The 22,267-nt window shown below is 64.3% G+C and carries 20 protein-coding genes and 1 pseudogene; 11 read left to right on the forward strand and 10 right to left on the reverse strand.

From position 1 onward, the window contains the following. Positions 1–66 precede the first annotated feature (66 nt). Both BIWAKO_RS11390 and BIWAKO_RS11395 read left to right on the forward strand, forming a co-directional pair. The gene (locus BIWAKO_RS11390; RefSeq protein WP_069878775.1) at positions 67–549 is read left to right on the forward strand and encodes a MarR family winged helix-turn-helix transcriptional regulator; all 483 of its coding nucleotides are present in this window, start codon (positions 67–69) and stop codon (positions 547–549) included. Positions 550–646: 97 nt separating this feature from the next. Further along, positions 647–1,561 (forward strand): DMT family transporter, encoded by a 915-nt coding sequence (locus BIWAKO_RS11395; RefSeq protein WP_244523415.1) that lies wholly within the window; start codon positions 647–649, stop codon positions 1,559–1,561. A gap of 13 nt (positions 1,562–1,574) precedes the next feature. Here the strand turns inward: BIWAKO_RS11395 and BIWAKO_RS11400 are convergent, their stop codons facing one another. Then, positions 1,575–2,486, reverse strand: coding sequence for an NAD(P)-dependent oxidoreductase (locus tag BIWAKO_RS11400; protein ID WP_069878777.1), 912 nt, complete (start codon positions 2,484–2,486; stop codon positions 1,575–1,577). Between the two features lie 104 nt (positions 2,487–2,590). Here BIWAKO_RS11400 and BIWAKO_RS11405 point away from each other — a divergent pair, with 104 nt between their 5' ends. Then, entirely contained in the window at positions 2,591–3,670 is a 1,080-nt protein-coding gene (locus BIWAKO_RS11405) for a LacI family DNA-binding transcriptional regulator (RefSeq protein WP_069878778.1), read from the forward strand. 120 nt (positions 3,671–3,790) lie between these two features. Here the strand turns inward: BIWAKO_RS11405 and BIWAKO_RS11410 are convergent, their stop codons facing one another. The 5 genes from BIWAKO_RS11410 to BIWAKO_RS11430 all read right to left on the reverse strand — a co-directional run bounded on the left by BIWAKO_RS11410 (position 3,791) and on the right by BIWAKO_RS11430 (position 9,236). Beyond that, complete coding sequence (locus BIWAKO_RS11410; RefSeq protein WP_074471532.1) at positions 3,791–4,690, reverse strand: NAD(P)-dependent oxidoreductase; 900 nt, start codon at positions 4,688–4,690, stop codon at positions 3,791–3,793. Between the two features lie 47 nt (positions 4,691–4,737). Continuing rightward, entirely contained in the window at positions 4,738–5,643 is a 906-nt protein-coding gene (locus BIWAKO_RS11415; protein ID WP_069882380.1) for a carbohydrate ABC transporter permease, read from the reverse strand. 11 nt (positions 5,644–5,654) lie between these two features. Then, a complete protein-coding gene (locus tag BIWAKO_RS11420) occupies positions 5,655–6,602 on the reverse strand; it encodes a carbohydrate ABC transporter permease (protein WP_069882381.1) in 948 nt (315 codons plus the stop codon). Positions 6,603–6,683: 81 nt separating this feature from the next. Next, positions 6,684–8,003 carry an ABC transporter substrate-binding protein gene (locus BIWAKO_RS11425; RefSeq protein WP_069878779.1) on the reverse strand — a complete coding sequence of 440 codons (1,320 nt, stop codon included), beginning with the start codon at positions 8,001–8,003 and terminating at the stop codon, positions 6,684–6,686. Between the two features lie 180 nt (positions 8,004–8,183). Further along, positions 8,184–9,236: an ABC transporter ATP-binding protein gene (locus BIWAKO_RS11430; protein ID WP_069878780.1), complete on the reverse strand. Its 1,053-nt coding sequence runs from the start codon at positions 9,234–9,236 to the stop codon at positions 8,184–8,186. A 264-nt stretch (positions 9,237–9,500) separates the two neighbouring features. Between BIWAKO_RS11430 and BIWAKO_RS11435 the strand changes: the two genes are divergently transcribed. The 3 genes from BIWAKO_RS11435 (at position 9,501) to BIWAKO_RS11445 (ending at position 12,241) form a co-directional block, all read left to right on the forward strand. Continuing rightward, positions 9,501–10,256, forward strand: coding sequence for a FadR/GntR family transcriptional regulator (locus BIWAKO_RS11435; protein WP_176733302.1), 756 nt, complete (start codon positions 9,501–9,503; stop codon positions 10,254–10,256). A gap of 171 nt (positions 10,257–10,427) precedes the next feature. Then, on the forward strand, positions 10,428–11,387 hold the full coding sequence (locus tag BIWAKO_RS11440; protein ID WP_069878782.1) for a 2-hydroxyacid dehydrogenase: 960 nt from the start codon (positions 10,428–10,430) through the stop codon (positions 11,385–11,387). A gap of 44 nt (positions 11,388–11,431) precedes the next feature. Next, positions 11,432–12,241 carry an AprI/Inh family metalloprotease inhibitor gene (locus BIWAKO_RS11445; protein ID WP_069878783.1) on the forward strand — a complete coding sequence of 270 codons (810 nt, stop codon included), beginning with the start codon at positions 11,432–11,434 and terminating at the stop codon, positions 12,239–12,241. Here BIWAKO_RS11445 and BIWAKO_RS11450 read toward each other — a convergent pair. Both BIWAKO_RS11450 and hppD read right to left on the reverse strand, forming a co-directional pair. After that, entirely contained in the window at positions 12,205–13,524 is a 1,320-nt protein-coding gene (locus BIWAKO_RS11450) for a dicarboxylate/amino acid:cation symporter (RefSeq protein WP_069878784.1), read from the reverse strand. The two genes, BIWAKO_RS11445 and BIWAKO_RS11450, sit on opposite strands and share 37 nt — an antisense overlap. Positions 13,525–13,657: 133 nt before the next feature. Continuing rightward, positions 13,658–14,790 (reverse strand): annotated as a pseudogene (hppD, locus tag BIWAKO_RS11455) (4-hydroxyphenylpyruvate dioxygenase). Between the two features lie 114 nt (positions 14,791–14,904). On the opposite strand from hppD, the gene BIWAKO_RS11460 reads away from it, so the two are divergent. Both BIWAKO_RS11460 and BIWAKO_RS11465 read left to right on the forward strand, forming a co-directional pair. Further along, positions 14,905–15,387, forward strand: coding sequence for an Lrp/AsnC family transcriptional regulator (locus BIWAKO_RS11460; RefSeq protein WP_069878785.1), 483 nt, complete (start codon positions 14,905–14,907; stop codon positions 15,385–15,387). 106 nt (positions 15,388–15,493) lie between these two features. Continuing rightward, positions 15,494–16,387: a tellurite resistance TerB family protein gene (locus BIWAKO_RS11465; RefSeq protein WP_084651263.1), complete on the forward strand. Its 894-nt coding sequence runs from the start codon at positions 15,494–15,496 to the stop codon at positions 16,385–16,387. 20 nt (positions 16,388–16,407) lie between these two features. Here BIWAKO_RS11465 and BIWAKO_RS11470 read toward each other — a convergent pair whose 3' ends face one another. Further along, positions 16,408–16,740, reverse strand: coding sequence for an NIPSNAP family protein (locus BIWAKO_RS11470; RefSeq protein WP_069882382.1), 333 nt, complete (start codon positions 16,738–16,740; stop codon positions 16,408–16,410). A gap of 2 nt (positions 16,741–16,742) precedes the next feature. Further along, positions 16,743–17,927 (reverse strand): pyridoxal phosphate-dependent aminotransferase, encoded by a 1,185-nt coding sequence (locus BIWAKO_RS11475; RefSeq protein WP_069878786.1) that lies wholly within the window; start codon positions 17,925–17,927, stop codon positions 16,743–16,745. Positions 17,928–18,293: 366 nt separating this feature from the next. On the opposite strand from BIWAKO_RS11475, the gene BIWAKO_RS11480 reads away from it, so the two are divergent. The 3 genes from BIWAKO_RS11480 (at position 18,294) to BIWAKO_RS11490 (ending at position 22,265) form a co-directional block, all read left to right on the forward strand. Beyond that, positions 18,294–20,114: an IlvD/Edd family dehydratase gene (locus BIWAKO_RS11480; protein WP_069878787.1), complete on the forward strand. Its 1,821-nt coding sequence runs from the start codon at positions 18,294–18,296 to the stop codon at positions 20,112–20,114. A gap of 144 nt (positions 20,115–20,258) precedes the next feature. Then, the gene (locus BIWAKO_RS11485; RefSeq protein ID WP_069878788.1) at positions 20,259–21,161 is read left to right on the forward strand and encodes a LysR family transcriptional regulator; all 903 of its coding nucleotides are present in this window, start codon (positions 20,259–20,261) and stop codon (positions 21,159–21,161) included. A 90-nt stretch (positions 21,162–21,251) separates the two neighbouring features. Then, positions 21,252–22,265: a tripartite tricarboxylate transporter substrate binding protein gene (locus tag BIWAKO_RS11490; protein ID WP_084651264.1), complete on the forward strand. Its 1,014-nt coding sequence runs from the start codon at positions 21,252–21,254 to the stop codon at positions 22,263–22,265. The last annotated feature ends 2 nt before the right edge of the window (positions 22,266–22,267 follow it).

The following is a 22,267-nucleotide window of genomic DNA, read 5'->3' on the forward strand; positions in this document are numbered from 1 at the left end:
TGTCATGATCGCAAGCGATCTCAGAGCCGGCGAATAGATTTCCGAGCAGTTTCCAAGGACCGGCTCATGACCAAGTCCCTCGAGAAAAGCGTCGGTCGAGCTCTCCTTGTGGCCGCGCGCCTGCATCGGGCGCGCATGGGCGAGAGGCTCAACGGCCTTGGGCTCTTTCCCGGGCAGGAGCAGGCGCTGAAGGCCCTCCAGCCAGCCCCGATGACGATGGGCGAACTGGCGACCCTGCTTCGAGTCAAGCCGCCGACCGTGTCCAAGACCATTGGCCGGCTCTCCTTGCAGGGGCTCGTGACGCGCGAGGGTGGTAGCCGCGATGGCCGGCTGGTTCAGGTCGCGTTGACCGAGCACGGTCAGACGACCGCGGCGGCGCTCGATGCGGTCTGGAATCAGGTCGAGGATGAACTCCTGGAAAAGCTCGACGCCAAGGAGCGCAAGCAGCTCCGCAAGCTGCTGCGCAAGGCCTCGAAGGGGCTGTCCAAGGCCGGGGCAGAAATCGACGAGCCTGACGCCGATGGGGACGAGGCCGAGGCTGAGGCCTGATCAACGCATGGAACGCATGCCCCCGGGCGCTGGCTTCGCTCCCTAAATCGGTTAAATCTCTCTCCGTCATTCTCCTCACGCATGACGGGACGGTCCTTTGCCCTCCTATTCGCATCGACCGGAAACGGGCCGCTCCCGCCTGATGGCCATCGGGCTGATGTGCGGTGCCGTGCTGTGTTTCTCACTGCTCGATACCAGCGCGAAATGGCTGGCCGGTCATATGGACCCGCTTCAGGTGGTGTTCGCGCGCTATGCCGGCAGCATGATCCTGGTCTCGCTGCTGCTGAATCCCTGGAGCCATCCCGGTATCCTGCGCACCAAGAAGCCCTGGCTGCAGGCGGTCCGTTCGCTGCTGCTGCTCGGTTCGACGGCGCTGAACTTCTTCGCGCTGAAATATCTGCAGCTCGCCGAGACCGTGTCGATCATGTTCGCGACGCCGCTTCTGGTGGCGCTGGTTTCCGGGCCGCTGCTCGGCGAATGGCCGGGGCCGCGCCGGCTCGTCGCGATCGGTGTCGGGTTCATCGGCGTGCTCGTCATCACGCGGCCCGGCCTCGGCGGCATGCATCCGGCGGCGCTGCTCTGCATGATCGGGGTCGTTTGCTACGCCTTCTATTCGATCTCGACCCGGCTTCTGGCGGCCTTCGACCCGCCGGAGACGACAATGGTCTATTCCGGCGTCGCGGGAACGGTCGCGCTGCTGCCGATCATTCCCCTGTTCTGGACCTGGCCGGACGGACCGTTGCCCTGGGCGCTGATGCTGGTGACCGGCGCCATGGGCGGCTTCGGGCATTGGCTGCTGATCCTGGCGCACCGGCTGGCGCCCGCGACGGTGCTGGCGCCGTTCATCTATTCGCAGATCGTCTGGATGGTCACGCTGGGCTATCTCGTCTTCGGGCAGCTTCCAGATCGCTGGACCTTCATCGGCGCAGCCATCGTGATCTCGTCGGGACTCTATCTGCTCTATCGCGAGCGGGTCCGGGCCGTGCCCGAGGGCTCGGCCCGGCTGGACTGAGTGCTGGCTGGGCTCAGCCCTTCGGCGCCAGCGACACGCCGCTCTGCTGGGCGATCCAGTCGGAGAGCATCGGCACGTAATCATCGCCACGGCCATTGGCGACGGCGGAGGCATAGGCGTTCTTGACGGCGTTGCCGATCGGGTTCGGGACGCCTGCCGCATTGGCGACGCCTTCGAGATAGCGCACATCCTTCAACGCGTTGACCAGTGTGAACTTGTGCGCGTCACGGTCGCGTTCCAGCACGTATTTCATGAAGGTCTGATAGAAGCCGCAATCCATCCGGCTGCCGGAGAGCACACTGTTGAAGGTCTGCGGCGTGATGCCGATCTTCTGGGCCAGTGCGAGCGCCTCGGAATAGATCGCGCCGTAGCCCATCGACAGGAAGTTGTTGAGCAGCTTCATCTTGTGGCCGTCGCCGACGGGGCCGAGATGGACGACCTTCTGTGCCCAGGCCTCGCAGGCCGGCTTGATGCGGGCGAAGACCGCATCGCTGGCGCCGATCATGGTCGAGAGCTGTCCCTGGGCGGCTTGTGCCGGTGTGCCGCCGAGCGGTGCGTCGCAGAGATGCAGGCCCTTCGCCTCGAGTTCGGCAGCAAGGCGGACGGTCGAACCGGGATCGGAGGTCGAGCAATCGACCACGATCGTGCCGGGCCTGGCGCCGGCGACGATGCCGTCCGGGCCATCCAGCACGGCCTCGACCTGCGGAGAGCCGGTCACGCACAGGAAGATGATCGTCGCCTGCGAAGCCAGTTCCTTCGGCGTCCTGGCCTCGGTCGCACCAGCCGCCACCAGTTCCTCGACCGGCTTGCGGTTGCGGTGGCCCATCACCGTCAGCGGGAAGCCCTTGTCGAGCAGATTGCGGGCCATGCCTTGCCCCATCAGGCCGACGCCGATGAAGCCGATCGACTCTTTCGCGGTGCTCATCTTCAATTTCTCCGACTTATATGAGAAGGACTCGATCAGGCGGCCTTTTGCAGGCCGGTTGAAACTCGCGGGACTCTTTTGCTTCCGTCTGAAGAGGGCGTGTCATGACCAGCAACGGCCACATCCCGGAGGCCGAGCCAGCCGGGAAGGCGGGACTGGCTGCGCCGGGCCGTGGGCGCGTGACATTGCAGATCATCGCCGACCATCTCTCGGTGTCGACTGCGACGGTGTCGCTGGCCCTGCGCGGCTCGCCTCTCGTCGCGAACGCGACACGGCTGCGGGTTCAGCAGATCGCGCGCGACATGGGCTACAGCTACAACCGCAGCGCCGCCTCGCTGAGGACCGACCGCACCAACATCCTTGGCGTCGGCTTCCACGACATCACCAATCCCTATTTCGCCGAACTCCTGGCCGCGATCGAGGAAACGGCGACGGCGCATGGCCGCTCTATCCTGCTCGGCACCTATGCGGAGAACCTGGAGCGGCAGGACCGCGTCCTGAACACCTTGAAGGAGTATCGACCTGACGGCATGGTGATCTGTGCCGCAGGCGGCAGCACGGCTGAAACCTTCGGCCATCTGATTGCGGCCGGTGTTCCGCTGGTCCAGCTTTCCCGGGAGATTCCGGGTCTCGACCTCGATTTCGTGGGGTCGGATGATCATCATGGCACCGTGCTGGCGCTCGAGCATCTGATCGGGCTTGGCCACCGGCGCATCGCCTTCCTCGGCGAAAACAACCTGATTTCGACGGGCCGCAACCGGTATCGCGGTTACCGCGAGACGCTCGCCCGGCACGGGATTCCGCTTGATCCTGCGTTGGTCTATGCGTCGATCGGCACCCGCGAGAACGGCCTCAAGGGCATTCAGAAGGTGCTCGATGCGGAGAGCCCGCCAACCGCGGCCGTCTGCTTCAATGACCTCATCGCCTTCGGCGCGATGCTCGGCCTGCGTCATCGTGGGCTGGAGGCCGGGGTCGATTTTTCGCTCGTGGGCTGCGACGACGTGCAGGAAGCGGCGCAGTGGTATCCCGCGCTGACCACGCTGAAGAACTTCCAGGACGAAATGGGCCGTAAATCGGCGGAACTGCTGATCCGGCGCATCGAGAATCCGACCGCGCCGACGCAGCGGGTCGTGCTGACGCCGGAGCTCGTCGTGCGGGGCACCACGACACCCCCCAAACGCTAGAGCATGCTGCGGAAAAGTGGCAACGGTTTTTCGCACTGAGCATGCTCTAAGCTATTAGAGTCGATCACGTTTTCTGCGTTTGGACGGTTTCGTCCAAACGCAGCGTGATCTAGAGCCCGCTCACGGATCATTCGCGGGTTTGGCGTTGAGCGCGCGATAGGCGCGCACGACCTGCGAATCGTCGCGCGCGCCATGGCCGAGTCCCGAGCTCGCCAGAAACATCTGATGTGCAGCGGCGGCGAGCGGCAGTGCCGCCCTGGCGGCCCGCCCGGCATCGAGCACGATCCCGAGATCCTTGACGAAAATGTCGACCGCACTGGCGACGGGGGCATCGTCCAGCAGCATGCGCGGACCGCGATCCCGCAGCATCCAAGACGAGGCGGCCGAGCCGCCCATGATCTCGAAGAGGATCCTGCCGTCGATCCCCGCCTTCTCGGCGAGCGAGAGCGCTTCGGCCGCTACCGCGATATGGACGCCGCAGAGCAGTTGGTTGACCGTCTTCACGGTCGCACCCTGCCCGGGCTTCTGGCCGACATGGAAGACCTTGTCGCCCATCGCATCGAGCACGGGCTTCGCCAGTGCGAAACTCTCCTGCGGCGCACCGACCATGATGGTCAGGGTTGCGCCGCGTGCGCCGCTGATGCCGCCGGAGACGGGGGCATCGACGAAGTGACGGCCGGTTTTCGTGACTTCCGTCGCAATCGCCTCGACCTCGCCGGGAGGGCAGGTCGCCATCAGCAGCACGCTTGCGCCGGGAGCGAGTGCCGCCAGGGCGTCGGCCTCGAACAGGACCGAGCGCGCCTGCGCGGCATTGACGACCATCATGACGAGCGCATCGGCATCCCTTGCGGCCGTGGCTGCGCTCTCGGCAGCGTGGCCCCCGGCTGAAACCAGCGCCTCGCGAGCGCTCTCGCGCATATCGAAGCCGGTGACCCGGAACTGACGCTTCACGAGGTTCTCGGCCATCGGCGCGCCCATGGCGCCGAGCCCGACGAAGGCGATGGATTTGATCTCGTTCACGAACGCAGTCCCTCAAACGCAAACGGGGCCCGGCGGGCCCCGCTGGATTATTCCTTCACCGCTCCGGTCATCGACGAGACGTAATGCTCGACGAAGAAGGAGTAGAGAATGACGACCGGGAGCGAGCCGAGCAGCGCACCGGCCATCAGCGCCCCCCATTCATAGACGTCCCCGCGCACCAGCTCGGTGAGGACGCCGACCGCGACGGTCTTGTTCTCCGAGGACTGGATGAAGGTGAGCGCGTAGATGAACTCGTTCCAGGAGAGGGTAAAGGCGAAGATGCCAGCCGAGATCAGCCCTGGCACCGCCAGCGGCAGGATGATCTTGACCAGGATCTGCCAGCGGCTGGCGCCGTCGACGAGCGCGCATTCCTCCAGCTCGTAGGGGATCGAGCGGAAATAGCCCATCAACAGCCAGGTGCAGAACGGTACCAGGAAGGTCGGATAGGTGAAGATCAGCGCGAGCTTGGTGTCGTAGATGCCGAAGTTGAAGATCAGCACGGCGAGCGGGATGAACAGGATCGAGGGCGGGACGAGATAGGCGAGGAAGATCGCCAGGCCGGTGAACCGCGAGCCGGTGAAGCGCAGGCGCTCGATCGCATAGGCGGCGAACACGGCGGCGGTGAGCGACAGGATCGTCGAACCGATCGAGACCACGATCGTGTTGAGCAGCCAGTGCGGATAGGTGGTCTCGAACAGCAGATATTTGATGTGGCGCAGCGTAGGCTCGCCCGGCCAGAGCGGGTTATGGCTCTTGAAATCCGTGAGCTCGTGGTTGGGCTTCAGCGCCGTCACGCCCATCCAGTAGAACGGAAACAGCAGCACGAAGATGAAGACGAGGAGCGGCAGCCAGGTGGTCACCAGCCGACGCGGCAGGTTGGCCATGTAGCTGGTGCCGACGCTTTCGTCGGTGAGCTGAACGCGCGGGGTTGTCTGTTGACTGATGTCGGTCATCGCTGGCGTCCTCAGTCCGCGCCGCCCTGCTGCCATTTCCGCCTTTGCAGACCGAAATAGCTGAACAGGATCGCTCCGAGCAGGAAGGGGATCATGGCGACCGCGATCGCCGCGCCTTCGCCGAGCTGGCCACCCGGAATGGCGCGCTGGAAGGAGAGGGTCGCCATCAGGTGAGTGGCGTTGAGCGGGCCGCCGCGGGTCAGCACGTAGATGAGCTGGAAATCGGTGAAGGTGAACAGCACCGAGAAGGTCATCACGACTGCGATGATCGGCGAGAGCAGCGGCAGGGTGATGAAACGGAAGCGCTGCCAGTTGGTCGCGCCGTCGAGCATCGCGGCCTCGTAGAGCGAGGGCGAAATGGTCTGCAGGCCGGCCAGCAGCGAGATCGCGACGAAGGGAATGCCACGCCAGACATTGGCCGCGATGACCGAGGCGCGCGCATTCGTGGTGTCGCCGAGGAAGTTGATATTGGTCGAGATCAGGCCAAGCTCCTTCAGAGCCCAGGAGATCACCGAGAACTGGGTGTCGAAGATCCACCAGAAGGCGATCGCCGAGAGCACGGTCGGCACGACCCAGGGCAGCAGTACGATGGCGCGGATGAAGGCCTTGAAGGGCAGGTGCTCATTCAAGAGCAGCGCCAGCCAGAGCCCGAGCGCGAATTTCAGGGCCGAGGCGACGACCGTGTAGAGGATGGTGTTGAAGACCGCGAGCCGGAACACCGAGTCCGTGAGCAGTGACTCGTAGTTCTCGAGGCCGATGAACACGCCTGCCCGGCCGATGCGGGTATCGGTGAAGCCGAGCCAGACGCCAAGCACCAGCGGCCAGGCGAGGAAGACAAGCAAGAAGATGGCCGCAGGGACCATGAAGAGCAGGCCGAGGCCGTTGCGGCTCTGGCTCAGTCGCGACAGCAACGAAGGCTTGGCGCGCTCGGTTGGCCGCGCAAGTGCGGTGTCAGCCATAAGGGCCTCCCTGGAATGCAGGGCCGGCGGCAATCCGCCGCCGGCAGGCGCGGCCATGGCCGCGCCGTCTCATCGCAGCGATCAGACGCGGTAGTAGCGGTTGATGCGCGCCTCGGCCCGCTTGATCGCTTCCTCAGGCGTACGCTGTCCGGTCGCGCCCTCGGCGAACATGTCGAGCAGGACATAGTCGGCCATGACCGCCGCCGAGGCATAGCCGAGCGGGCCGGAATAGCCGTTCGGCCGCAGCGTTTCGGAGGCCCGCTGATAGGGGGTGTGGACCGGGTCCGAGGTCCAGACCGGATTATTGGCATAGGCCTTCAGCGGCTGGCAGCAATAGGCGCTCGCCTGGGTGATCCAGGTCGGCATCTGCTCCTGCTCATACATGAACTGGAGATAGGCCTGCGCCGCCTGCGGGAACTTCGTGTACTTGAACACGACGCAGGAGGTCGTCTGGTGCAGCTCGACAGACTGGCCAATCGGGCCGACCGGCAGATTGGCCGATTTGATGTCCTTGGCCATGTCAGCAAGCTTCGGATCATTCTTGGCCGAATAATACAGCGAGACGCCGTTGGCCGTGACCGAAACTTCGCCGGCCAGGAAGGCACGGTTGTTGTTGATGTCGAGCCAGCTTTCCGTGCCCGGGATGAAGGTCTTGTAGAGCTCGGCGGCATATTTGATCGCGGCCACCGTCTCGGGGCTGTTGATCGCGACCTTGCCGTTGTCGTCGACGGTACGGCCGCCATGGCTCCAGAGCAGCCAATGAGCGAAGTTGTTGCCATCGCCGACGGCCTTGCCAAGCGCGAAACCGGCCGGGTGGCCCTTGCCCTTCAGCGCCTTGCAGAGATCGAGGAACGCGTCGGTCTTGGTCGGGAAGGTCGAGTGGCCGGCTTCCTTGACCCAGCTCTCGCGATACAGGATCGCGTTCGCGATGGCCGCCAGCGGCAGGCCGATGAACTTGCCGTCCTTCTTGGTGTAGCCTTCGAGGCCGGGATACCAGCCGCCATATTTGCCGCCGAGATAATTGGCGAGGTCGGAGACGTCGAGCAGCTTGTCGGGATACTGGAAGGCGTCGTCGAACCAGACGAAGACGATGTCGGGGCCGGCGCCGACATTGGCCGCGACCGCTGCCTTCGGACGGATGTCCTCCCAGCCTTCCTTGTCGATACGGACCTGAACACCGGTCGCATCCGTGAACTTCTTGGTATTGGCGAGCCAGGCGTCTTCCTCACCCTTGACGAAGGGGGCCCAGCGCAGGACGCGCAATTGAGCGCCTGGCTCGGGGGTGAATTTTGGCGCGGCCGCCTGGGCGAAGGCGGGGGCGGTTCCCAACTGACCCATCAGGCCGGCGCCCGCGGCTACGCCCGCGCTGCCCAGCAGCATATCGCGTCTCGAAATCGTCATTGGTTGTTTCCTTCCCGGAAAGGCGGGACCTTTTTTGTGTCGCCTGCGACCCGTCCCTGGAAGTCGTCGCCGGCTCTTTTGGCTGCGCCAGGCCACCCAGCATGTGAGCCGGCCTGTCGTAACGTCATGTCATGCGGGCCAAGGCGCAATCAGGCGCGGGCCTACGCAGCGGTCTGAAGCTCAGATACGCTTGCCGGTGGCGGCGTCGAACAGATGCGTGACGCTGGTGTCCGGCGTGATGCCAATGGTCTCGCCAGGCTTGGCCGTGATGCGCTCACGGAAGACGCAGGTCAGCTCCTGCCCGCCGCAGCGTACGACGACCTGCGTCTCGGAGCCGGTCGGTTCGATGACCACGACCTCGGCCTTGAGGCCGTTGGGGTTGAGCTGGAGATGCTCCGGACGGATGCCGAAAACCGCAGCCTTGCCGTTCGAATCGGCCGGATGCTGCCCGATGGGCCAGATCACCCCACCCTCGGTCTCGAACCCGGCCGCGGTGATCTTGCCCTTGAGGAAGTTCATCGACGGCGAGCCGATGAAGCCCGCGACGAAAAGGTTGTTCGGCCGGTCGTAGAGGTCGAGCGGAGCGCCCATCTGCTCGACGATGCCGTCATGCATCACGACGATCTTGTCGGCCATGGTCATGGCCTCGATCTGGTCGTGGGTGACGTAGACCGTCGTGGTCTTAAGGCGCTGATGCAGTTCCTTGATCTCGGTGCGCATCTGCACGCGCAGCTTGGCGTCGAGGTTCGAAAGCGGCTCGTCGAAGAGGAAGACCTGCGGATCGCGCACGATCGCGCGGCCCATGGCGACACGCTGGCGCTGACCGCCAGAAAGCTGGCGCGGATAGCGGTCGAGCAGCTTGTTGAGGCCGAGAATGCCGGCGGCCTTGTTGACGCGCTCGTCGATCTCGGCCTTGGGGGCATTCCGCAGCTTCATCGAGAAGGCCATGTTGTCGGCCACTGTCATGTGCGGATAGAGCGCGTAGTTCTGGAACACCATGGCGATGTCGCGCTCTTTCGGCGGCACGTCGTTGACGACGCGCGGGCCGATGCGGATCTCGCCTCCGGAAATATTCTCCAGCCCCGCGATCATGCGCAGAAGCGTCGATTTTCCGCAGCCCGAGGGACCGACCAGAATGACGAACTCGCCGTCGTTGATGTCGATATCGACGCCGTGGATGACCTGCGTCGAGCCGTAAGCCTTGCGCACATCAGCGATCTGGACTGAGGCCATCTGAACCCTCTCCCGGACTTATGTTTCCTCTGGGGTCCGGTATCGTCCCGTGTCCGGGCACTCCGCACCGCCGCTGCTGTCGGCTTCTCGTGACCGACCGACGAAAAACGCCGCAGACCAGGCAGTGCCTGTTGCGCCGGGTTCCATCTACGATAAAGTCATACGATACGGACAGGCGTGTCAAGCGCCGGAATCGTTCCAATGAAACCGCCTTCCGGCAGCTTGGGAACGATTGAAAACGGGTGAGGACGCCAGCAGATGCGGGTGCGCGACTTTTCGCGGCCGACGACCCTGAATCCCGACCGCCTGTTCGGGCAGGTGGCTCAGAAGCTCGCGGTCGCGATCATTTCAGGGACGTTCAAGGCCGGCGAACTGTTGCCGAACGAGGCCGATCTGAAGTCCGAAATCTCGGTCTCGCGCACCGCCTATCGCGAAGCTGTGAAGTACCTGACGGCGAAAGGGCTGGTCGAGGCGCGCCCCAAGAGCGGCACGCGGGTGGCGCCGCGCGACGGCTGGAACCTGCTCGATCCCGACGTGCTGTCCTGGCATTTCGAGGCCGACCCGAACGAGAAATTCATTCGTGACCTGTTCGAGTTGCGCAGTTTTGTCGAGCCGAGCGCTGCGCGCCTTGCGGCCCTGCGGCGTACACCCGCCGATCTCGTGCGAATCCAGGCGGGCTATCACGGCATGATCGACAACCCGCCCTATGCCGAGGCAACCATTCGTGCCGACCTGGCTTTCCACGAGGCGATCCTCGCTGCCGCGCAGAATTCGACGCTGCAATGCCTGGCAAGTGTCGTCTCGGCGACGATCCAATGGTCGCTGCTGCTGAAGTCGGGAGACGATCAGGGCTTCTATGTCACGTCGCTGTTCGATCACGAGCGGGTGCTGGATGCGATCACCCAGCGGGACGGTGATCTCGCCGCGGCCCGGATGAGTGCGCTGGTGACGGACAGCCTGAACACCACACTCACCTTCCTGGCATGGGCCGGACAGCAGAACACCTCGAAAATCGCCTGAATAAGTCATACTACATATGACAACGACGCGCTTTTCTCGCTCTGCAGCCCGTGTAGTACTGCTCTGCCGACGCCGCGTGGCCGAGGCCTTGAGGTTTCGCGATCTAATCGTTTTAAAGAATTGAAATCAAGCCAGCCGCTCCGACACTCACGCCCGACGAAAGTTCACGATATGACCGACATCATCATGACCGGCCCGCTGATGGCCTATGCTGCCGACCAGTTGAAGGCCCGTTTCACGGTGCATGAACTCTGGAAGGCAGAGGACCGGGCCGCCGTGCTGAAGGAGATCGGCGGCAAGGTTCGTGGCGTCGCCGGCGGCGGCGCGCATGTCAGGATCGACGGCGCGCTGTTCGACGCCCTGCCGAAACTGGAGATCGTTGCCAATTTCGGCGTCGGTTACGACACCGTCGATGCCAAGGAAGCCGGCAAGCGCGGGCTGATCGTCACCAATACTCCGGACGTGCTGACCGATGAGGTGGCGGATCTGGCGCTCGGCCTGCTGCTGGCGACGGTGCGCCAGCTGCCGCAGGTCGATCGCTACCTGCGTGCCGGCAAGTGGCTGGAGAAGGCCTATCCGCTGACGAGCTCGCTGCGGACCCGCAAGGTCGGCATCGTCGGGCTCGGCCGAATCGGCAAGGCAGTGGCGCAGCGTATCGAGGCCTTCGGTCTGGCGGTCAGCTATCACGGCCGCTCCCGTCAGGCGGACGTGCCCTATCGCTACTATCCTTCGCTGGTCGAGATGGCGGCGGATGTCGATACCCTGATCTCGGTCGCGCCTGGCGGGGCTTCGACCCATCACATGATCAATGCCGAAGTCCTGAAGGCGCTCGGTCCCAATGGCATCGTCATCAATGTCGGCCGCGGTTCGGTGATCGACGAACAGGCGTTGATCGAGGCGCTCAAGAACAAGGTCATCCTTTCGGCCGGCCTCGACGTCTTCGAGGACGAGCCGCGCGTGCCGGCCGAACTGATCGCGATGGATCATGTGGTGCTGTTGCCGCATGTCGGATCGGCATCGGTGCATACGCGTGAACAGATGGGCCAGCTTCTGGTCGACAACCTGGTTTCATGGTTCGATGGCAAGGGTCCCCTGACGCCGGTTGCCGAGACGCCATGGAAGAAAGCCTGAGACACCGCATTTTGGTCCAGATGAAGCGGGTATGGCTGCCACTTATGGCGGGCGTCCTTTTCGCGGGGCCCGTACAGGCGCAGAAGCCGCCGCTCCCGAAGGGAGCGGAGACCGCGCCTGACACCGTTCGCCCCTTGATCGGTGCCTGGAACCTCGAACAGGTCGGGGCGGCGCGCCAATGCACGATTACCCTTGGAGCGGAACAGTTCGGGCAGGGGCGGCAATTGCGTTTCCCTGCCACCTGCCGGCGCGCTTTGCCCATTATCGGGCAAATCGTGTCCTGGAGTGTGGCCGAAGGGGGCGGCCTGCGCCTGAATGACGAGGCCGGCAAGGCGGTCATCACGCTCAGCAAGTCCGGCGCTGGCCTGAACGGCAAGGGCGCGGACGGACAGGACTATCTTCTGGATCCGAAGGATCATCCGCGCAGCGCGCGTCCAGTGCCTCCGAGCGCGGCAGAACGCGCCGCGACCGCTGCGGCTCGGCCGACCGTCGTGGACCCGGCGGGTGCGCCGGCGCCCGACAGCTTGCCTGGACGCTATGTCACGATGCGCCAGCAGAACCGCGAGGGATGTCGCCTCATACTTGCGGCGGGCCCCGCAAACTCACCCGGTGGCGCTCCGGCCCGTTTCGACGGACGATGCGACGATACCGGCTTGACGATCTTCGATCCCGTCGGCTGGCGCTACACTGCCGGGCGTCTTTCGCTGGTTGCGCGCAAGGGGCACAGCGTCGATCTCGTCTTTGAGAACGGCCAGTGGCGCAAGGACCCGCGGTCGGCGCACCGCTGCTGCTGCGCAAGCTCGCGCCGTAGCAGGTGTCAGACCGCGATCCGCTCGGGCTCGTCGGCATCGTAATCGGCTTCCTTGGCGAGGATGCGCTGCATGCGACGTTCGTCGAGCGAGTTCTCCCATTTCGCCACGACGATCGTCGCGACCCCGTTGCCGATCAGGTTGGTCAGGGCGCGCGCCTCCGACATGAAGCGGTCGATGCCGAGGATCAGGGCGATCGACGCCACAGGGATGGTGCCGACAGAGGCCAGCGTTGCAGCGAGCACGATGAAGCCGGAGCCCGTGACGCCGGCCGCGCCTTTCGAGGTCAGCAGCAGCACCGCGATGATGCCGATCTCTTGCGACAGGCTCAGCTCGGTATTGGTTGCCTGGGCTAGGAAGATCGCAGCCATCGTCAGATAGATGCAGGTGCCGTCGAGGTTGAAGGAATAGCCGGTCGGGATCACCAAACCGACGACGTTCTCCTTGCAGCCGAGATAGCTCATCTTGGCGATCATCCGTGGCAGGACGCTCTCGGACGAGGAGGTGCCAAGCACGATCAGCAGCTCTTCCTTTATGTAGGCGATGAACCTCACGATGCTGAAACCGTGCAGCCGGGCGATCGTGCCGAGCACCAGGAATATGAAGAGCAGGCAGGTCGTATAGAAGGCGGCCATGAAGCTGCCCAGCGACAGCAGCGTGCCGATGCCGAATTTTCCGATCGTGAAGGCCATCGCGCCGAAAGCACCGATCGGTGCCGCCTTCATGATGATGCCGACGATCTTGAAGAAGACCTGCGCGATATCGTCGACGAAGTGGAGGACCGGTTTGCCGCGCTCGCCGAGCATCTGCAGACCGAAGGCAAAGAGCAACGCGAAGAACAGTACCTGCAGGATTTCGCCGGTTGCGAAGGCGCCGACCACTGTCGTCGGGATGATGTCCATCAGGAAGCCGATCGTGCTCTGTTCCTTCGCCTTGGTCGTGAATGCAGAGATGGCGCTGGTGTCGAGCCCGCCGACATTGACACTCATGCCGACGCCGGGCTTCCAGAGATTGATGACGATGAGCCCGACGATGAGGGCAAGTGTCGTCACGACTTCGAAATAGAGCAGCGCCTTCACGCCGACGCGGCCGACCTTCTTCATGTCGTCCATCGAGGCGACGCCGTGGACGACGGTGAGGAAGATGATCGGCGCGATGACCATCTTGATGGCCTTGATGAAGGCATCGCCGAGCGGCTTCATCGCTTCGCCGGTGTGCGGATAGAAATGCCCGACGAGCACCCCGATCGCGATGGCGGTCAGCACCTGGACATAGAGATGCGTCCACCAGGGACCCTGATGACCGCGCGTAATCGCAGCTGTCGACATGGGCAGTCCCTCAAGACGCGCACTTGTCTCCGTGCGTGTGCGGGAAAATGCTACGCTCGTACTGGCCCCCCGACAAGCGAAACGCGGCGCTGCGGTCGGAGCTGCGCCGCGTCCTGTGGCCTGGCCGCAGACGTTACTCGGCCGCCTCGACCTTCAGCACGCCGCGACGGATCTGGTCCTCCTCGATCGACTCGAACAGGGCGCGGAAATTGCCCTCGCCGAAGCCGTCATCCCCTTGCGCTGGATGAATTCGAAGAAGATCGGCCCGAGCACCGTGCCGGAGAAGATCTGGAGCAGGACCTTGCTCATCCGGCCCTCTCTGGAGCCGACTGCGACTGCGCCCTCGCCGTCGATCAGGATGCCGTTGGCCTTCAGCCGCTCGACCGGTTCGCCATGGCCGGGGACGCGCGCATCGATGCGCTCATAATAGGTCGCCGGCGGCGCCGGCATGAAGGGCAGGGCGTTGCGGCGCAACTGCTCGACGGTGGCGTAAATGTCGCGAGCTCCGAGCGCGACATGCTGGATACCCTCGCCCTTGTACTGGCGCAGGTACTCCTCGATCTGACTCTTGTCGTCGAGCGACTCGTTGATCGGGATGCGGATCTTGCCGCAGGGCGAGGTCAGAGCGCGCGAGATCAGGCCTGTGAGCTTGCCTTCGATATTGAAGAAGCGGATCTCGCGGAAATTGAAGAGTTTGCCATACCAGCCCGCCCAATGGTCCATGCGGCCGCGATGGACGTTGTGGGTGAGGTGGTCGAGGTAATAGAGACCAGCCTGCTCCGGATGCGGATCCGGCTTGTCGATCCACTCGAAATCGACATCCCAGATCGAGCCCTTCGCGCCATAACGCTCGACGAAATACAGGATCGAGCCGCCAATGCCCTTCACGGCGGGAATTTGCATCTCGCCGGGGCCGACCTTGCTTTCATAGGGCTCGGCGCCAAGCGACACGGCGCGCTCGAAGGCATGCCTGGCATCGACGACGCGGAAGGCCATGGCGCAGGCGCAGGGGCCGTGCTCGGCCGCAAAGCGCTGGGCAAAGGAATCCGGCTCGGCATTGACGACGAAATTGACGTCACCCTGACGGTACAGCGTGACCTTCTTGGAGCGATGCCGGGCAACGGCGGTGAAGCCCATCTGCTGGAAGAGCGGGCCTAGCTTCTCCGGCTCGGGATGGGCGTATTCGACGAACTCGAAGCCGTCCGTCCCCATCGGATTGGCCTCGGAAATGGCGGGAGGGGCGGTGTCGTGCGGAAATGGACCCATGGCGTTCTCCTCTCGATATGATTGCCGACATGGTCGCGCATGGAGAAGGCAAGGAGCTTGCAAAATGCCGCGTCATGGCGCGAAATCCGCACATCTTGTGCAGAGAGGCCACCAATGGTGCGTGATGTGAGCGGACTTGATTCCTTCGACTGGCGCCTGATCGATGCACTCCAGCAGGATGCCTCTCTGACGAATGGCGCGTTGGCCGAGAAGGTCGGGCTGTCGGCGAGCCAGATTTCCCGCCGGCGCCAACGGCTCGAGGAGGAGGGGACGATCCGCGGCTATCGCGCGCTGATCGATCCGGCGGCGATCGGGCTCGGGGTGACCGTCTTCATCCATGTCGCGCTGAACACGCATTCGCGCGACAATGCCCGTCGCTTTCGCGATCTCGTCAGGCTGACGCCCGCGATCCTGGAGGCGCACGCCCTTACGGGTGAGGCGGATTATCTGCTCAAGGTTGCGGTCGGCGATCTCAAGGAGCTCTCGCGCTTCGTCAACGAGATCCTGATGCCGCATGAAAGCGTCGCCCGGGTCCGCTCGGAAATCGCGCTCGAGACATTGAAGGAGCCGGGGCTCCTGCCGTTGCGTTCGTCATGATCGCGTCAAGGTTCCCTTCCATGCGGGGCGGCTTGTGAAGCCCGTGGCCCGGGTGCAGGTTACGCCGCCGCATTGCGGTGAATGGCCTAAACGAGGGAGCCTCTCGATGTTCAACGCAAAATCACTCCTGGACGCGCTGGTCAGCGCCGGCAATCAAGCCGGGCAGCAGGCCGGCCAGTCCGGGGGGCTCGGCGGAATGCTGGGCAATCTGGCGCAACAGGTCCAGCAGGCCGGTGGTTCAGGTGGCATTGGCGGCCTCGTCGGCAGCGTGCTCGGCCAGGCGACGCAGGGCATGCAGGACGCCGCGCGCCAGACAGGTCTGGAACAGAAGGCGAGCGACGTTCTCGGCCAGGTCTCCGGTGGCAAGACGCCCGACCAGTTGCTGGAACAGGCCAAGGGGATGTTCAGCAGCAATCCGGCCGTGGCGACTGCGGTGCTCAGTGGCCTCGGCGCCTTGCTCTTCGGTTCCTCGACAGGGCGTTCGGTTGCCGGCTCTGCGGCGAAACTCGGCGGCCTCGCGCTGATCGGCGGCCTCGCCTACAAGGCCTACCAGAACCATCAGGCCGGCAAACCCCTGCTCGATCTGAAGCGTCAGGAGGTTCTGCCGGCACCGGCCGGAACCGGTTTCGAGCCGGAGGCCGCTAGCGAGGCGACGGCCCTGATCTTCATCCGGGCGATGATCGCAGCCGCTGCCGCCGACGGTCATATCGACACCGAGGAGCGCAATGCCATTCTCGGCGGCCTGCGCGAAGCCGGTTTCGATCCGGAAGCCAATGCCTGGCTCGCCCATGAAATGGCCAATCCGGCTTCGGTCGATGTCCTCGCCGAAGCGGCGGAAACGCCGGAACTCGCGGCGCAGATCTACACGGCGGCTCGCATCGCCATCAATCCCGATACGTCCGCGGAGAAGGACTTCCTCGCCGGGCTTGCAGGCTCGGTCGGGCTCGATGCCGAACTGGTCGCCAATATCGACGCGGCCGCGAGCGCGGCGAAAGCCTGACGCCGTACCAATCGGCGCGATCAGGGTGCGCGTCGCGCGCCCTGATCGTCTTCGAAGACCGGTCGGAAGAACGAGCGTTCATAGCTGATGATGAAGCGGTGCTTCTCGTTCATCGCCACGGCCGCCAGGCATTCCTCGTCCTTGAACGAGGCGATGCGATACTCCTCATAGGCCGCGAGCGACGGAAAGCTGAACATCGCCAATGCGACGTTCGACGTGCCTTCCGAGGGCATGAAATAGCCGTGATGCTTGCCGCCGAATTTCTCGACCAGCCGGATCCAGAGCTTGCCATAGGCCTCGAAGGCCGGCAGCTGGTAGGGATCGACGATATAGCTCAAATGGCAGGTGATCATCGTCATGCTGCCTTCGCGTTGGCGAGGAAGCTCTTCATCCGCTCGAGCGCGCGTTCGATGTTCTCCAGCGAGTTGGCATAGGACAGGCGGATATAGCCTTCGCCATGGACGCCGAAATCGGGCCCGCCGATCGTCGCGACACCCGCATCTTCGAGCAGGGCCGAGGCCAGTTTCTTCGCCTTCCACCCGGTCTTCGAGATATTCGGGAAGGCGTAGAAGGCGCCCTTCGGCACAGCGCAGGACACATCGGGCAAGGCGTTCAACCCGGCGACCACCGCTTTCCGCCGCCGATCGAACTCGGCGACCATGGCGTGCACCGCGTCCTGCGGGCCGGTGAGCGCGGCGAGCCCCGCCCATTGCGCCGGGGCGTTGACGCAGGAATGCGAATTGACCGCGAGCTTGCGGGCATTGTCGTAGAGTGGCTTCGGCCAGACCGAGAACCCCATGCGCCAGCCTGTCATGGCATAGGTCTTGGACCAGCCATTGAGCAGGATCAGCCGGTCGCGAATTTCGGGATAGCTCAGCAGGCAGACGTGCTTCTCGCCGTCATAGAGCATCTGGTCATAGATCTCGTCCGACATCACCGCGACATCGGGGAAGCGGCTGAGCCCGGCGACGAGCTTGTCGACCTCGGCCTTCGGCGTGACGCCGCCGGTCGGGTTCGCCGGCGAATTGACGATCAGCAGCCGGGTTTTGGGCGTGATCAGCGAGAGCGTCTCCTCGGCCGAGAAGGCAAAGCCATTCTCCTCGCGGATCGGAACCGGGATCGGGGTCGCGCCGGTGAACTCGATCATCGAGCGATAGATCGGGAAACCGGGATCGGGATAGAGGATCTCGGCGCCGGGCTCGCCGAACATCAGGATCGCCATGAACATGGTGACCTTGCCGCCCGGCACGATCATCACCTCTTCCGGCGAGACGTCGACCGAGAAGCGCTTGTGCAGGTCGGCGGCGACCGCCTCGCGCAGCGGCAGGATGCCATTGGCCGGCGTATAGCCGTGATGGCCGTCGCGCAGCGCCTTCACCGCGGCCTCGACGATGTGGTCGGGCGTCGGGAAATCGGGCTGGCCGATGCCGAGATTGATGATGTCCTTGCCCTTGCGCTGCAGCTCGGTCGCTCGTGCCAGCACGGCGAAAGCGTTTTCCTCGCCGATCCGGGAGAAGGAGGAGACGGTCTGCAGCGTCATGGTGCGTTGTCCTCTGCAAGCTCTCGACGATGTGGCCCTGTCGCGGGCCTTGCGGTGTCGTGGTGGGCTGTCTTGGCCGGAAATGCGGCGGCGATGCAAGCCCGCCGTCTGCACCGGCCGCCGGGCGGTCGCGCATTTGGAACACTTGCAAACTGCGGGGCGGCGACCTTTCCTGCTCAGCCGGCATCTGCACGGATTGGCGAAGCAATTTGTGTGCTGTATGCAGAATGCAGGTGGCGCGATTTGGTCGAATTTGGCTCTTGTCGCGCGCATGGCGATCGGCATGATTGGCCGGTCAAATCGATTTAAAGACCATGGTGGACGCAGCGCGAAGGCTGCGGGCCGGTGCGAGAGGGAATGACGGGGATGGCCAAGACGCCAGCAAGGAAGTCGGTCCGCAAGATCAAGCCGGAGCAGCTGCGCTCCAAGGCCTGGTTCGACAATCCCGCCAATGCCGACATGACCGCGCTCTATATCGAGCGCACCATGAATTTCGGCCTGTCGCGCGAAGAGCTGCAGTCGGGCCGCCCGATCATCGGCATCGCCCAGACGGGCTCCGATATTGCGCCCTGCAACCGCCATCATATCGAACTCGCCGCCCGCGTCCGCGACGGCATCCGAGAGATGGGCGGCGTGCCTTTCGAGTTCCCGATCCATCCGATCCAGGAAACCTGCAAGCGCCCGACCGCGAGCCTCGACCGCAACCTGCAATATCTCTCGCTCGTCGAGATCCTCTATGGCTATCCGCTTGACGGTGTCGTGCTGACGACCGGCTGCGACAAGACCACCCCGGCCCAGATCATGGCGGCCGCCACGGTCGACATCCCGGCCATCGCGCTGCCGGGCGGGCCGATGCTGAACGGCAATTTCCGCGGCGAGCGCACCGGTTCGGGCACGATCGTCTGGAAGGCGCGCCAGATGATGGCCGCCGGCGAAATCGACTATCGCGGCTTCGTCGATCTGGTGGCGTCGTCGGCTCCGTCGGCCGGCCACTGCAACACCATGGGCACGGCCTCGACCATGAACTCGCTGGCCGAGGCGATGGGCATGACGCTGCCCGGCGGCGCCGCCATCCCGGCGCCCTATCGCGACCGTTACGAGATGGCCTATCACACCGGCAAGCGCATCGTTGAGATGGTCTGGGAGAACCTGATCCCGTCGAAGATCCTGACGCGCGAAGCCCTGGAGAACACCATCGTCGTCAACTCGGCGATCGGCGGCTCCACCAATGCGCCGATCCATGTCAACGCCATCGCCAAGCATATTGGCGTGAAGCTCGACAACGAGGATTGGACTGCGATCGGCTACGACATCCCGCTGCTGGTCAACCTGCAGCCCGCCGGCGAATATCTCGGCGAGGATTTCTACCGCGCCGGCGGCGTGCCTGCCGTCGTTGCCGAGCTCGTGGCCAAGGGCAAGATCAAGCCCGCCATCACCGCCAACGGCAAGACGCTGGCCGAGAACTGCGAAGGCTTCTTCTCCGGCGATCGTCGCGTCATCAAGGCCTATGACGAGCCGATGAAGGCGCAGTCCGGCTTCCTCAACCTGCGCGGCAATCTGTTCGATTCCGCGATCATGAAGACCAGCGTGATCACGCCGGAATTCCGCAAGCGCTATCTCGAGAACCCGAAGGACCCGATGGCCTTCGAGGGCAAGGCGATCGTCTTCGACGGGCCCGAGGATTACCACCACCGCATCGACGATCCGTCGCTCGAGATCGACGAGCACAGCGTGCTCTTCATTCGCGGCGTCGGGCCGATCGGCTATCCCGGCGCGGCCGAGGTCGTGAACATGCGGCCGCCGGATTACCTGATCAAGAAGGGCATCACGGCGCTGGCCTGTATCGGTGACGGCCGCCAGTCCGGCACGTCGGGCTCGCCCTCGATCCTGAATGCCTCGCCGGAAGCGGCGACCGGCGGCGGACTTGCGCTGCTGAAGACTGGCGACAAGGTCCGCATCGACCTGAAGAAGCGCACGGCCGACATCCTGATTTCCGACAAGGAGCTGGACGAGCGCCGCGTCGCATTGAAGGCGGCCGGCGGCTACAAATACCCGAAGAGCCAGACGCCCTGGCAGGAGATCCAGCGCAAGATCGTTGGCGAGCTCTCCGAGGGCATGGTGCTGAAGCCGGCGGTCAAGTATCAGAAGATCCACAAGAAGTTCGGCGTTCCGCGCGACAACCACTAGATCGCGCTGCGTTTGGACGAATCGTCCAAACGCAGAAAACGTGATCGACTCTCATAGTTTAGAGCATGCTTTGATGCGAAAAACCGTTGCCACTTTTTCGCAGCATGCTCTAGCAGGACGTTCCTGGCGGGAGAGTGTGCGGCGGTGCTGCTCACGCTGAGGCAGATCGAGGTCTTCCGCGCCGTGATGCGCGCCCGCACCATCGTTGGTGCGGCGCGCGATCTCGGTATCGCCCAGCCGACCGTGACCAAGACGGTGCGGAGGATCGAGGATATCTGCGCTTTTGCCCTGTTCGACCGGCATGGCGGCCGCTTGACGCCGACGGCGGAGGCGCATCGTCTTCTCGGTGAGGTCGACATCGCCTTCGACCAGCTTGAAGGGGCTTTGGCGCGGGCGCTCAGGCTGGCACGGGCCGATACCGGCTCGCTCCGTCTCGGCGCTTCGCCGAGCATTGGCCGCGTCCTGATCCCGCGCGCAGCTGCCAGCCTGCTGAAGGAGCATCCCGGGCTCAGCCTGCATCTCGACATCCTGTCGGTCAGCCAGGTGATGGAGTATCTGCTCTCGGCTCAGGGCGAGGGTGCCGTCACCTTGTTCCCTATTCTTCATGCGGGAATTCACAGCATATCGGTCGGCACCGGCAAGGCGGTTGCCGTGTGTCCGCTTGACTGGCCGCTGGCTTGTGCCAAGCGCCTGTCGCCCTCGGCGCTGGCCGGCATTCCGATCATCGTGTTCGAGCCACAATCCGTGCATGGTCAGGTCGTCGACGCGGTGCTGCGCGACGGTGGCGTCGTCCCGGAGCGGACGCATGTCGCCCGCTTCGCCGAAACCGCGATCGCGCTTGCCGAGGCGGGGCTCGGTCTTGCCATCGTCGACCGTTTCAGCGCTCTGGCGGCCAACCGCAATGCGGTCGCGCTCCTGCCGCTCGACCACCCGGCCCAGTACGAGGTTTTCCTGCATCGGAATGTCGAACGTGCGCGCAGCCGCCTGATCCAGCATTTCGAGACGGCCTTGCGGGCCGAGATCTCGAAAGTCGGGGCTGATCTATAGCCTCAGGCTATCGCGGGGCGCAGGATTCGCTGTTGTCGCCCCTCCCCATCGGTGGCCTTGTCGTTTGCAATAAGAGCAGGAGGAAACATCATGACGGACCCATTGGCGCTGACCCCCATCCGGCCGGGCCCCCTGAGCAGGCGTGAGGCGATGGCCGCGGCGCTCGGGCTGCTTGCAGCAGCGGCTGCCGGGCCGGCGCGGGCCCAGGCCTATCCGGTGCGGGCCATGCAGCTCGTCGTGCCCTTTGCTGCAGGTGGTGGCGTCGATGTCGTGACGCGCGTCGTGGCCGAAGCAGCCGGCGACGCGCTCAAGCAGCGCTTCGTCATCGAGAACCGCGGCGGTGCCGCCACGATCCTCGGCTCCCAGACCGTCGCGAAGGCGGAACCTGACGGCTACACACTGCTGGCTGCGCCGACCACGATGGTGATCAATCCCGCGCTGAAGGCGAATGTGCCCTTCGACTGGGAGAAGGATTTCGTGCCGGTCGCGATGATCGCGAAGCTGCCCTTCGTGGTTGCGGCCGGGAAATCCTATCCGGCCAATACGATGAAGGAACTGGCTGCGCATGGGCAGGCCAGCAAGCGGCCGATCACCTTCGGCTCGGGCGGCACCGGCACGGTCGCGCATCTGGCTGGAGAGTTCTTCGGCCTGGTCTCGGATACCAAGGTCCAGCATGTGCCCTATCGCGGCGAAGCGCCGGCTTTGACCGATGCGATCAGCGGCAATATCGACGTCATGTTCTCGACCCTTGCCGGCGCCTCCAGCCACGTCAAGGGCGGCACGATGAAGGCTCTCGCGGTGACCACGGGCAAGCGCGCCTCGCTGTTGCCGGATGTGCCGACTGTCGCCGAGCAAGGCTATCCCGGCTACGACCTCTCGGCCTGGGTGGCCCTCGTCGCCCCCAAGGGAACGGCTCCCGAAGTGGTGCAGGTGCTCAATTCCGCAATCAATGCGGCATTGACCCGGCCCGATGTGAACGCCCGCCTGGTCGAGATCGGCGCTGAGCCTGCGCCGGGCACGCCGGCCGATCTCGCGGCGTTCATGGCCAAGGATGCCGAAACCTGGGCAAGGGTGGTCAAGTCGGCTGCGATCAAGGTCGAGTGAGA

It is taken from the genome of Bosea sp. BIWAKO-01 (assembly GCF_001748145.1).
Lineage (GTDB): Bacteria > Pseudomonadota > Alphaproteobacteria > Rhizobiales > Beijerinckiaceae > Allobosea.

Excerpts from the sequence above, each read along its gene's own strand:
- BIWAKO_RS11425 (WP_069878779.1), bottom strand. The coding sequence starts at position 8,003 with ATGACGATTTCGAGACGCGATATGCTGCTGGGCAGCGCGGGCGTAGCC.
- BIWAKO_RS11460 (WP_069878785.1), top strand. The coding sequence starts at position 14,905 with ATGGTGCGTGATGTGAGCGGACTTGATTCCTTCGACTGGCGCCTGATC.
- BIWAKO_RS11475 (WP_069878786.1), bottom strand. The coding sequence starts at position 17,927 with ATGACGCTGCAGACCGTCTCCTCCTTCTCCCGGATCGGCGAGGAAAAC.
- BIWAKO_RS11415 (WP_069882380.1), bottom strand. The coding sequence starts at position 5,643 with ATGACCGACATCAGTCAACAGACAACCCCGCGCGTTCAGCTCACCGAC.
- BIWAKO_RS11390 (WP_069878775.1), top strand. The coding sequence starts at position 67 with ATGACCAAGTCCCTCGAGAAAAGCGTCGGTCGAGCTCTCCTTGTGGCC.
- BIWAKO_RS11465 (WP_084651263.1), top strand. The coding sequence starts at position 15,494 with ATGTTCAACGCAAAATCACTCCTGGACGCGCTGGTCAGCGCCGGCAAT.
- BIWAKO_RS11400 (WP_069878777.1), bottom strand. The coding sequence starts at position 2,486 with ATGAGCACCGCGAAAGAGTCGATCGGCTTCATCGGCGTCGGCCTGATG.
- BIWAKO_RS11445 (WP_069878783.1), top strand. The coding sequence starts at position 11,432 with ATGGCGGGCGTCCTTTTCGCGGGGCCCGTACAGGCGCAGAAGCCGCCG.
- BIWAKO_RS11480 (WP_069878787.1), top strand. The coding sequence starts at position 18,294 with ATGGCCAAGACGCCAGCAAGGAAGTCGGTCCGCAAGATCAAGCCGGAG.
- BIWAKO_RS11430 (WP_069878780.1), bottom strand. The coding sequence starts at position 9,236 with ATGGCCTCAGTCCAGATCGCTGATGTGCGCAAGGCTTACGGCTCGACG.
- BIWAKO_RS11440 (WP_069878782.1), top strand. The coding sequence starts at position 10,428 with ATGACCGACATCATCATGACCGGCCCGCTGATGGCCTATGCTGCCGAC.
- BIWAKO_RS11420 (WP_069882381.1), bottom strand. The coding sequence starts at position 6,602 with ATGGCTGACACCGCACTTGCGCGGCCAACCGAGCGCGCCAAGCCTTCG.
- BIWAKO_RS11490 (WP_084651264.1), top strand. The coding sequence starts at position 21,252 with ATGACGGACCCATTGGCGCTGACCCCCATCCGGCCGGGCCCCCTGAGC.
- BIWAKO_RS11470 (WP_069882382.1), bottom strand. The coding sequence starts at position 16,740 with ATGATCACCTGCCATTTGAGCTATATCGTCGATCCCTACCAGCTGCCG.
- BIWAKO_RS11405 (WP_069878778.1), top strand. The coding sequence starts at position 2,591 with ATGACCAGCAACGGCCACATCCCGGAGGCCGAGCCAGCCGGGAAGGCG.
- BIWAKO_RS11450 (WP_069878784.1), bottom strand. The coding sequence starts at position 13,524 with ATGTCGACAGCTGCGATTACGCGCGGTCATCAGGGTCCCTGGTGGACG.